The organism is Kitasatospora sp. NPDC054795, from assembly GCF_053611565.1.
Genome location: NZ_JBSHAP010000212.1, coordinates 1 through 9,605, shown reverse-complemented (window position 1 = coordinate 9,605; position 9,605 = coordinate 1). Strand labels below are relative to the sequence as shown.

At 72.0% G+C, this 9,605-nt stretch carries 11 protein-coding genes and 1 tRNA gene; 3 read left to right on the top strand and 9 right to left on the bottom strand.

Annotated elements, in window-relative coordinates:
* Positions 1–50: 50 nt before the first annotated feature.
* On the bottom strand, positions 51–656 hold the full coding sequence (locus ACWGJO_RS39855) for a hypothetical protein (RefSeq protein ID WP_452190613.1): 606 nt from the start codon (positions 654–656) through the stop codon (positions 51–53).
* A gap of 364 nt (positions 657–1,020) precedes the next feature.
* Between ACWGJO_RS39855 and ACWGJO_RS39850 the strand changes: the two genes are divergently transcribed.
* Entirely contained in the window at positions 1,021–1,230 is a 210-nt protein-coding gene (locus tag ACWGJO_RS39850; protein WP_359901238.1) for a DUF5703 family protein, read from the top strand.
* Between the two features lie 151 nt (positions 1,231–1,381).
* Here the strand turns inward: ACWGJO_RS39850 and ACWGJO_RS39845 are convergent, their stop codons facing one another.
* The 3 genes from ACWGJO_RS39845 to ACWGJO_RS39835 all read right to left on the bottom strand — a co-directional run bounded on the left by ACWGJO_RS39845 (position 1,382) and on the right by ACWGJO_RS39835 (position 4,453).
* Positions 1,382–2,299: a chaplin family protein gene (locus ACWGJO_RS39845; RefSeq protein ID WP_452190611.1), complete on the bottom strand. Its 918-nt coding sequence runs from the start codon at positions 2,297–2,299 to the stop codon at positions 1,382–1,384.
* A 326-nt stretch (positions 2,300–2,625) separates the two neighbouring features.
* On the bottom strand, positions 2,626–2,862 hold the full coding sequence (locus ACWGJO_RS39840; protein WP_452190609.1) for a chaplin: 237 nt from the start codon (positions 2,860–2,862) through the stop codon (positions 2,626–2,628).
* A 259-nt stretch (positions 2,863–3,121) separates the two neighbouring features.
* The gene (locus ACWGJO_RS39835) at positions 3,122–4,453 is read right to left on the bottom strand and encodes a M20/M25/M40 family metallo-hydrolase (RefSeq protein ID WP_452190608.1); all 1,332 of its coding nucleotides are present in this window, start codon (positions 4,451–4,453) and stop codon (positions 3,122–3,124) included.
* Between the two features lie 291 nt (positions 4,454–4,744).
* Between ACWGJO_RS39835 and ACWGJO_RS39830 the strand changes: the two genes are divergently transcribed.
* Positions 4,745–4,829 (top strand) — tRNA-Leu (locus ACWGJO_RS39830).
* 172 nt (positions 4,830–5,001) lie between these two features.
* Here the strand turns inward: ACWGJO_RS39830 and ACWGJO_RS39825 are convergent.
* Positions 5,002–5,487: a hypothetical protein gene (locus ACWGJO_RS39825; RefSeq protein ID WP_452190606.1), complete on the bottom strand. Its 486-nt coding sequence runs from the start codon at positions 5,485–5,487 to the stop codon at positions 5,002–5,004.
* Between the two features lie 436 nt (positions 5,488–5,923).
* Positions 5,924–6,208: a hypothetical protein gene (locus ACWGJO_RS39820; RefSeq protein WP_452190604.1), complete on the bottom strand. Its 285-nt coding sequence runs from the start codon at positions 6,206–6,208 to the stop codon at positions 5,924–5,926.
* A gap of 380 nt (positions 6,209–6,588) precedes the next feature.
* Between ACWGJO_RS39820 and ACWGJO_RS39815 the strand changes: the two genes are divergently transcribed.
* The gene (locus ACWGJO_RS39815; protein WP_452190602.1) at positions 6,589–7,182 is read left to right on the top strand and encodes a MarR family winged helix-turn-helix transcriptional regulator; all 594 of its coding nucleotides are present in this window, start codon (positions 6,589–6,591) and stop codon (positions 7,180–7,182) included.
* Here the strand turns inward: ACWGJO_RS39815 and ACWGJO_RS39810 are convergent.
* The 3 genes from ACWGJO_RS39810 to ACWGJO_RS39800 all read right to left on the bottom strand — a co-directional run.
* Positions 7,175–8,536 carry a chloride channel protein gene (locus tag ACWGJO_RS39810; RefSeq protein WP_452190600.1) on the bottom strand — a complete coding sequence of 454 codons (1,362 nt, stop codon included), beginning with the start codon at positions 8,534–8,536 and terminating at the stop codon, positions 7,175–7,177. The two genes, ACWGJO_RS39815 and ACWGJO_RS39810, sit on opposite strands and share 8 nt — an antisense overlap.
* A 145-nt stretch (positions 8,537–8,681) precedes the next feature.
* Entirely contained in the window at positions 8,682–9,419 is a 738-nt protein-coding gene (locus tag ACWGJO_RS39805) for a TetR family transcriptional regulator (protein ID WP_387695925.1), read from the bottom strand.
* 99 nt (positions 9,420–9,518) lie between these two features.
* The coding region (locus ACWGJO_RS39800; RefSeq protein WP_157846636.1) for an acyl-CoA dehydrogenase family protein at positions 9,519–9,605 on the bottom strand (87 nt) is incomplete at its 5' end.

Sequence of the window (9,605 nt, the reverse complement as noted above, 5' to 3'; positions counted from 1 at the left end):
GGGCGGGCCCCGGTGATCCCGGGCCCGCCCGTCGGCCGTCCTGGACGGCGTCAGTCGTCCGGATCCTCGTCGTCGTAGACCTCGCTCACGTCGAACCGGCAGATCAGCAGCTGCGGGTCGGCGTGCTCGAAGGGTTCGGGCAGCCACTCGCCCGGCTCGGTCGGCTCGGTGGCCGCGACCCAGAGCGTCGAGTCGGCCTCCTCCAGGCCGAACTCCTCGCCGCGGGCGGCGATCTCGTCGGGCTCGTACTCGCCGAACAGCACGCCGATCGCGGCGTTCACCCCGCCCGCTCCGGCTCCGCCCGGGGTCAGCGACTCGTCCAGCCGCTCGGCCTGGGCACGCAGTCGCTCGGGGTCGACGACGTGGTAGTCGCGGCGGATCAACACGCTGATCGCCTCGGGCTGTTCGGGGCCGTGGTACCCGCCGGGGCCCTCGTCCCCGGGGATCTCGAAGGGCGTCACCTCGTCGTAGGCCTCGTACAGGAGCTGGTCGTAGGCGATGGCCGCCGTGGCGAGCTGCTCGTACGCGGCGGAAACGGCGGGATCATCGGCTGCATTGGGGCTTGACACCGCTTCCAGATGACGATCGATGGCGGCCTTGACCGCCTCAGCGGCGGCGCGTACCTCGGCAATGGTGGGCTGCGCGGCATCAGACATGGTGCAGACGCTATCTCCCCGCGGTGTCGGTACGCACAGCGGTTGTCACCTCCACCCGCGTTTTCACCGCAACTTCCCCCCTGATGTCCGATCCGTGCCACTTCGTCCCCACGCGGCACCGGCGCGAAACGGGCGCGGAGGGCGCGCACCGGACTCGACGGGGCCGTCCGGGTGCGGCTTCGCGCGCCGGGATCCGGGTATCCCTTCCCCAGTGGCAACAGGACTGATGCGCTGTCAGCCGACGGCCCGGGCCATGCCTCTTCCGGCCGCCGCCTCCGCGCGGGAGGGACGGCCGGAAATACCCGGGCCGACGGTCCGGGGCAGGCCGTAGGCTTGCCCGAAGGTGATCCCCAGGAGGAGCGTTTTGACCCCACGGAAGCCGGTCCGGCAGCCGGAGTACGAGTACCAGTCCCTGCGTATGCCGCGCGGCACCACGCGCAACGCGGCGCGCCAACTGCTCACCGAGCACGCCGAGTACGGGCACTGGGAGCTCGACCGACTCAAGCTGTTCCCCGACGGCAGCCGGACGGTCCGACTGAAGCGGCGGATCATCCGGCAGGTCCGGAGCTGGTGACGGGCAGGGCATCGGCGCCCCGGGCGGGCCTCGCGTCGAGCCTCCGCGCGCCCGCGGCCGCCCGTTCGCCCGGCGGCCGCGGGTGGATCGTTCCCGCTACGGGTGCGCGCGCGTCCGGTTCAGCGCGCGCCCCCGTCCCCGGTCGGCCGGGTCAGCGGACTCCGGCCCGGGCCCGGCGGTAGAGCACGCCACCGCCGAGCATCAGCGCGAGACCGGCGGCACCGAGCAGCTCGACGCCGCCGGCGCCGGTGGAGGCCAGCTGGGCGGTCGGGGCGACCGTGGCGGCCTTGACCGCCTTGGCGGGTGCCACGACGGCCTGCTCGGCCGAGACGGGCGGGACGCTGTTGCGCGCGACGCTCGTCACCTCCTCGGAGGAGACCTTCGGCGGGGTCGGGCAGGCCTCCACGCAGCCCTCGACCGGCTTCGGGGTGGGCTTCGGGGCGACCTTGGCCACGTTCACGCAGTCGTTGCCGAAGGCCGGGTTGCCGACGCCGACCACGTTGACCGAGTTGCCGCAGGCGTTGACCGGGACGTCCACCGGCGCCTGGACGCTGTTGCCGGAGAGCACGCCCGGCGAGTTGGCGGCGACGCCCGAGGCGCTCGCGCCCGGCACCGTGGCGCCCGGCACGGTGGCGTACGGGACCGCGGTACCCGGGACCTTGGCACCCTGGCCGGCGCCGCCGCCGGCGCCGGCGCCGGAAGCGTCGACGCCGCCCACGCCGTTGGCGGGACGGCTGCCGTCGGCGTGACCGCCGCCGGTGACGCCCGAGCCGCCGGGCAGGCCGTGCTGGACGGGCTTGGACGCCGGGTGACCCCCGCCGCCGTTGACGTTGGCGCAGTGGTTGCCGTAGGACGGGTTCAGCAAGCCGATCACGTCGACCGTATTGCCGCAGGCATTGATCGGCACCTGGATCGGCACCTGGACCGAGTTACCCGAGACGACGCCGGACGAACCGACGGCACCCCCCTGCGCCTCGGCTCCTCCCGCATAGGCGTAGCCGGCGGCCGAGGCCAGCACACTGCCCGTGGCCACCGCCGTGAGGATCCCCTTCTTGGCTACATTCCTCATTTTTTCCCCTGACATTTCGAGACGACGTGTCGACCTTGACATGAACCTTCAAAAAAGTCGGAATTTCCGTATATCCGTAAATCACGCAAGGGCTTCGGCTGCACACGAGTTAACGAGAGGCGAACGGGGAGGTTGAGCCGAACGAATCGGCTTCACCCGATCGAGCGATCGTGTCGGACCTCGTGTATCCGGCGGGCGCCGGGGCCCGGAGCGGGTCCGGCCCGCACCGGACCGCCGGGAACGCGAACGCCCCCGGCGCGGCGCGTCCGCCGCCCGGGGGCCGGTTGCGAATCGGCTCAACAGGCCTCGACGGCCCGGAGGTCGACTCAGACGTTGGCGCAGTGGTTGCCGAACGCCGGGTTCAGCACGCCGATGACGCTGATGGTGTTGCCGCAGAGGTTGACCGGGACGTGCACCGGAACCTGGATCTGGTTGCCCGAGAGGACACCCGGGGAGCCGGCGGCCACGCCCTCGGCACCGGCGTGAGCGGACGCGACACCGGCGGCAGCGAGCACCAGACCACCGGTGGCGGCGGCGACAGCGGCGATCTTCTTGACCTTCATGATTCCTCCTGTATGGACAACGCAACCCGTTCGGCAGGCTGCACAGGGATGAACGACGCTGCGGCAAACGGGGTACGGAACGGATCCCCCATTCACCCGCAACGGTGAGGTCTCGCACACATGATCAGCTTGGGATTTCCGGCAGAATCGCTTCTGTCGATCTTCCTTTCCCCATCTCACAATCATCAGCTCCGACAATGCGCCCGGCCCGCCCCCGGCATTCCGGGAACGGGCCGACCCAGTCGCCTGATCAGGGGATTCAGCAGGCGTCGATGAACCGGTCCAGCACCCGGACACCGAACTTCAGGCCGTCCACCGGCACCCGCTCGTCCACGCCGTGGAACATCCCGGCGAAGTCCAGCTCCGGCGGCAGCTGGAGCGGCGCGAAGCCGAAGCAGCGGATGCCGAGGTCCTGGAACGACTTGGCGTCCGTCCCGCCCGACAGGCAGTACGGCACCGCGCGGGCGATCGGGTCCTCGGCGCGCAGCGCGGTCTGCATCGCCTCCACCAGGGCGCCGTCGAAGCCGGTCTCGATCGCCTTGTCCGAGTGCAGGCTCTCGCGCTTCACGCGCGGGCCGAGCACGCTGTCCAGCTCGGCCAGGAACTCCTCCTCGTAGCCGGGCAGGAAGCGCCCGTCCACGTGCGCGGTGGCCTGACCGGGGATCACGTTCACCTTGTAGCCGGCGCCGAGCATGGTCGGCTGGGCGGTGTTGCGCAGGGTGGTGCCGATCATCTTGGCGATGCCGCCGAGCACGCGCAGCGTCTCGTCCATGTTCTCCGGGTCCAGCTCGACCCCGAGCGCGTCCGACAGCTCGTCCAGGAAGGCCCGGACGGTCTTGGTGATCCGCAGCGGGAACTGGTGCCGGCCGAGCCGGGCGACCGCCTCGCACAGCTCGGTGATCGCGTTGTCGTCGTTCTCCATCGAGCCGTGGCCGGCCCGGCCCTCGACCGTCAGGCGCATCCAGTGCATGCCCTTCTCGGCCGTCTCCACCAGGTAGAGGCGGACCTGGTCGTTGACCGTGAAGGAGAAGCCGCCGACCTCGCCGATCGCCTCGGTCACGCCCTCGAACAGCCCCGGGTGCTTGTCCACCAGGAAGCGCGCCCCGTAGGTGCCGCCGGCCTCCTCGTCGGCGAGGAAGGCCAGCACGATGTCGCGCGGGGGCTTGCGCCCGGTGCGCAGCCGGTCGCGGACGACCGCCAGGGTCATCGCGTCCATGTCCTTCATGTCGACCGCGCCGCGCCCCCAGACGCAGCCGTCCGCGATCTCGCCTCCGAACGGGTCGTGGGTCCAGTCCGCGGCGTTGGCCGGCACCACGTCGGTGTGGCCGTGGATCAGCAGGCCCGGACGGGAGCGGTCCTCGCCCTCGATCCGGACCACCGTCGACGCCCGGCCCTTGGCGGACTCGAAGATCTTCGGTTCGAGCCCGAACTCGGCGAGCTGCTCGGCCACGTACTCGGCCGCCTTCCGCTCCCCCGGGCCGGAGCCGTCCCCGTAGTTGCTGGTGTCGATCCGGATCAGATCGCGACAGATCTCGGCGACCTCGGACTCAGCCGTCACCTTCGGTGCCGCCGACTCGCTCCGCTCGTTCACGGTCACTCCTCGTCTTGGGCCCGCACCGACGCACCAGCGCGCCACCCCCAGGACCTGCACCCGGGCCGTACGAGCACGTCCGCCCATCCTCCCCCAGCCCCGGATCCCGATCCACCCCCCGTGCGCTCCCGAAACCCCCTGGTCACGCCCCCGCCACACGCCACCCCTTGCCACCGCCACCGGTCGTACCGGCCGGCCGGGAATCGTTTTGGGACCCCAAGCCGATCTTTGCTACAGTTACATCTGTCAGCGCGACGGACGAGAGATCGGAAGCCGCGAGGACGACACCTGGTCCGGGTGGCGGAATGGCAGACGCGCTAGCTTGAGGTGCTAGTGCCCTTTATCGGGCGTGGGGGTTCAAGTCCCCCCTCGGACACCGAAAAAAGGCCCCAGTTGATCTGGGGCCTTTTTGCTTTTCGGCCGCGGTTCTCCGCCGTGAAGCGACCGGCCGTACGCCGGATGCCCGGCCGGTGGGTACCGGCCGGGCATCCGGATGGGCCTGGCCCGCCGGGACGGTGTCGGGATCACGCCCAAAACGGCGGGTTCGGTCAGCCCTGGTGGGCGGCGGGAGCGGCAGCGGCGGGGGCGGCGGCAGCCGGAGCGGCAGCGGCGGGGGCAACCTCAGTCGCCGGGACAGCCGCCGGAGCAACCTCGGCCGCCGGAGTGGCAGCGGGCGCAACCTCAGTCGCCGGGACAGCCGCCGGAGCAACCTCGGCCGCCGGAGCGGCAGCCGGAGCGGCGGCGGGAGCGGCGGCGGGGGCGATGTCCTCGTCGTTGAAGGTGGCACCCGCACCCGTGAAGGAGCCGGTGACTCCCTCGTCTTCCGCAATGATCCAGAAGCTGGCGTGCGAGACACCGTCGTGGCCGACGTGGGACTCGACCGCCGCGAGGGCGGCGGCGTCCTCGTTGGCGGTGAAGAAGCCCTTGCCGTAGTTCGCGTCGATGCCTTCGTGGGCCGAGGCCAGGCCGGCGCAGCCGAGCACGAGCGGGACGGTGAGGGCGCCGACAGCCACGACTCGCTTGAGAGCACGCATGAAAATCTCCTCCACGGAGTTTCTGGGTTGAGTGGCGGTGCCGTTCAGCCCCGCCGCGATTCAGAGAGCCACGCCCCGGATCCCGCCGCAACCGGCACCGCGCCCCGTCCGGCCTCACGCCCCGTCAGAATCGCCGCCCCCACCAGCGGAAATACCGTTCGTATGCCTATCTGACAGGATCAGTCGGCTGGAGCACTCTGCGTCACTCCGCGCCACTCTCCGTCGCCGCCGGACCCCTGCCGCGGACCGTCCCTGCGGAGTCGCCCCTCAACGGGGTCATCATGCGAACGGCTCGATACAACGGCCCGCCGTACGGGAACAGTTGGCCGGGACCTCCGAGCCCGCGGAAACGGCGGGAGCGCCGCTCCGGGCACAGGCGAATCCCCCCGGAGTTCGCGGGAACTCCGGGGGGATTCGCAAGCTATGTCACTCACTGTCACCCGTGATTCCAAGTGGCGCTCGAACCCGCGAAGGAGCCGGAGACGCCGTTGTCGTCCGCCCAGATCCGGAAGTCGATGTGCGAGACGCCGTCGAGAGCGACGGAGGACTCGGAACCGACGACACCGGCACCGTTCTGATTGGCGATGAACCGACCCTTGCCCCAGCCCGCATCCAAGCCGTCGTGGGCCGAGGCCAGGCCGGCGCAGCCGATCACGAGCGGGACGGCAAGGGAACCGACGGCCAGGACACGCTTGAGAGCACGCATGAAGATCTCCGCCACGGAGCTTCCGGTTGAGGTGGCGACACCGATCGGCCCGCCCCGATTCAGGGAGCCACGCCCCACATCCCGCCGCAACCGACATGGTGCCCACTCCGGCTGACGTGGCCTCTGACTCGCCGCAGTGACCAGCGGATACACATATCGGACGACTGCCGTGGGGGTCATTCGACCGGAGCAGGCCCACGACACTCCAACGGCCCCGCCCGACCCACGGCACAGAACACTCCCCCAGCGGCCCGACGCCGACCGGATCCCGCCGAGCACGCCTCCGGCTTACGCCGAAGTCTCGCCCACTGCGGCCGAGTTGGCGGGTCGCCGCCCCTTGACAGGATTCCCGCAAAGTGCAGAATGACTTCATTATGAAGCAGGTAAACAAATCAATGGAGTCGTCGGCCGGTCCGCTGGGGCGGGATGCCGAGGGCCGGCTCTACGACAGCAGGGTGCGGACGGCCATGGGCGCGTTCACCAAGGGCGGGGACACCCTGGCACTGGAGGCCGCGGCCGCCGCACGGTCGGCGTTCCACGCGGTGGAGAAGCTGCGGTCCCGCGGATCGCAGGGTCGGGGGTTGAGCGCGGGGGCGCTGGATGTGCTGGTACGGCTCGGGGCCGCGGGCAAAGCGGGTGAAGCGGGTGAAGCGGGGCTGACCGTGGGCGAGTTGGCCCGGGCCGGCGGGGTGAGCCCGCGCAACGCGACCGGCCTGGTGGACACCCTGGAGCGGGAGGGGCTGGCCCGCCGCTCCCCCGACCCGAACGACCGGCGGGCGGTGCTGGTCACCGCGACGCCCGAAGGGCTGGCCTGGCTGGAGGAGTTCCGGCTGCCCACCGAGCGCGCGATGGCCGCCGTCTTCCGCGGCTTCAGCCCCGGGGAGATGGCCCAACTGCGGCACCTGTGCCTGCGCTTGGTGGAGAACCAGCAGCAGATCGAGCAGTACCTGGGCGCGGTCGCGGACGGCCCGGGCCCGGACGTCAGCTGACCCCGGAGGCCTCCGTGCGGCCGGCCGGAGCGGCACCCCGCTTCGGCCGGCCGCGCAGCGACTGCGCGGTGATGAAGGCCACCACCGTGGACACGATCAGCAGCGGCATCGCGTCGGTCGCCTGGCTGCCGAGCAGGGCGGCGGCCAGGACGGTGCTGGTGACGGGCAGGCCGGTGACGGCGGCAGCCGAGGCCGCCAGGCCGACCGCCAGGGCGGGCCCGGCACCGAAGCCGGGCAGCGGCGCACAGGCCGTACCGAGGGCCGCACCGAGCAAGAGCGCCGGGAAGATCGGGCCGCCGCGCAGGCTGCCGAGGGCGATCGACCAGCCCAGCCCCTTGAAGAGCGCGAGGGCGAGCAGCGCGCCGATCGGCCAGTCGGCCGGATCGGCGGCGAGCGCGCCCAGGGTGGCCTGCCCGGAGAGCGCGACCTGCTCCGGGGAGCGGCCGGTGAGCAGGGCGTACGCGGTGAGGCAGCAGCCGACCGCGACCGCGCACAGCACGATGCGCAGGGCGGTCTGTCGTGCGGTCCCGGTCGTGACGAAGGCCTTCACCCCGCGGCCGACGGTCTGCCCGGCCACGCAGACCACGGCGATCGCGGCGGCCAGCGGCACGCCCCAGAGGAAGTCCCCCGGGTCGGGCACCCCGGCCCTCGGCACGCTCGGCAGCGACAGCGCACCGATCGACAGGCCGGTCCAGTGGCCGAACCCGGTGAAGACCAGCGCCCCGAGGCCGCCGGACAGCAGGCTGGGCAGGATCAGCGCGATCAGCTGCGGGCCGCCCAGCCCGGCCGCCTCGATCACCATGACGGCCGCCACCAGCGGGCTGCCGAAGATGGTGGAGATCGCCGCCACGGAACCTGCCGTGCCCAACACCGCCACCAGCTGCGGATGTTCGGCCCGTTTGGCGGACCGGACGGCAAGCAGGGCGAGGCCGCCGCCGAGCGCCATCAGCGGCGACTCCGGGCCGAGCACCACGCCGAGCGGCAGACAGGCGAGCGCGGCCAGCACCACCCCGGGCACGGCGGCGGGCAGCGTGGGCGGGCCGCCGAAGCCGTCGACCGGGACGTGCCCGCCGTGCCCGGGCAGCCGGGTCACGATCGGGGCGAGCAGCAGGCCGGCCAGCAGCAGCGCGGGCAGCGGCCACCACCAGGGGGCCTGGTGGTAGCCGAGCGTCTCCGGCAGGCTCTCCCAGACCCACTGCTGGAGTTCGTGCTCCAGGCTGACGAAGCCGAAGGCCGCCAGCGAGACCGGGATGCCGACCAGCGCCGAGACCAGCAACAGGCGCAGGTAGCCCTTGTGCAGCAGCACCTCGCGCAGGGTCGGGCCGCTGCTCCGCTGCTGGGACGTCGTCGGCATCGCCGCTCCCTCGCGCTCCCGGGCCGCCCGCCGTCGGGGGAGGGCCGTCCCGGGACCGAGTCTCGCCCGGAGCCGGACGCCCCGCACGGCGCACGGGCCGTCGACCGGGGCCACGCCGGACACGGCTGCGCCGTGCGGGTGAGGATCAGACCTGGCGGGCGTCGGCGCCCAGCGCGCTCTCGATGCCCTGGACCATCCGCCACAGCGGCGCGCGGCGGCTGGCGACCAGGACCACGACGTCGTCGGACTCGCCCTCGGCGGCCTCGCCCTGGCGCTCGCCCCAGGTGCCGGTGACGAAGGCCATCGCCGCGTCCACCTCGGCCACCCAGTCACTCTCCCCGCCCGAGCGCAACCAGGTGCGCAGGGCGTGGTTGTGCGCGGAGACGACGGCCGCGGCGATCACGTCCGCACGCAGCGGGCCGTCGGGGCGGTCGGCGAAGCGGCCGCGCAGATAGGCGGCCAGGGTGTGCTCGTAGCGCCAGACCACGGACAGCTCGTACGCGCGCAGGCCGGGCACCTTGCGGGTCAGGCGGTAGCGCTGGACGGAGAAGGAGGGCTGCTCGGCGTACATCCGCAGGACCAGGCGGGCGGCGTCGCAGGCGTGCCTGACCGGATCCTCCTCACCGGTGCCGGACTCCAGGAACTCCGTCATCTCGGCGAGGCTGCGCTCGTGGTCGGGGAAGACCACGTCCTCCTTGGCCGGGAAGTAGCGGAAGAAGGAGCGCCGGCCGACGCCGGCCAGCGAGACGATGTCGTCGACGGTCGTCTGTTCGAAGCCGCGCTCCAGGAAGAGCTCGAAGGCCGCGGCCACCAGCGCCTCGCGCATCGCCGGCTTCGAGGGCCCGTCATTCATGGACTGGTCCTGCTCTTCCTTCTCACTCATTCACCGGAACTTAGCATCGGGGCGATGCCTCGGCACCGACGGCCGGGCGGCCGGCCGACCCGCCGTCGGTGCACGTCGGGGTGGGGTTACGGGGTGGGGTTACGGGAGGTTGCGGGCCATCACGATCCGCTGGACCTGGTTGGTGCCCTCGTAGATCTGCGTGATCTTCGCGTCCCGCATCATCCG

Excerpts from the sequence above, each read along its gene's own strand:
- ACWGJO_RS39855 (WP_452190613.1), bottom strand. The coding sequence starts at position 656 with ATGTCTGATGCCGCGCAGCCCACCATTGCCGAGGTACGCGCCGCCGCT.
- ACWGJO_RS39845 (WP_452190611.1), bottom strand. The coding sequence starts at position 2,299 with ATGAGGAATGTAGCCAAGAAGGGGATCCTCACGGCGGTGGCCACGGGC.
- ACWGJO_RS39840 (WP_452190609.1), bottom strand. The coding sequence starts at position 2,862 with ATGAAGGTCAAGAAGATCGCCGCTGTCGCCGCCGCCACCGGTGGTCTG.
- ACWGJO_RS39825 (WP_452190606.1), bottom strand. The coding sequence starts at position 5,487 with ATGCGTGCTCTCAAGCGAGTCGTGGCTGTCGGCGCCCTCACCGTCCCG.
- ACWGJO_RS39815 (WP_452190602.1), top strand. The coding sequence starts at position 6,589 with ATGGAGTCGTCGGCCGGTCCGCTGGGGCGGGATGCCGAGGGCCGGCTC.
- ACWGJO_RS39810 (WP_452190600.1), bottom strand. The coding sequence starts at position 8,536 with ATGCCGACGACGTCCCAGCAGCGGAGCAGCGGCCCGACCCTGCGCGAG.
- ACWGJO_RS39805 (WP_387695925.1), bottom strand. The coding sequence starts at position 9,419 with ATGAGTGAGAAGGAAGAGCAGGACCAGTCCATGAATGACGGGCCCTCG.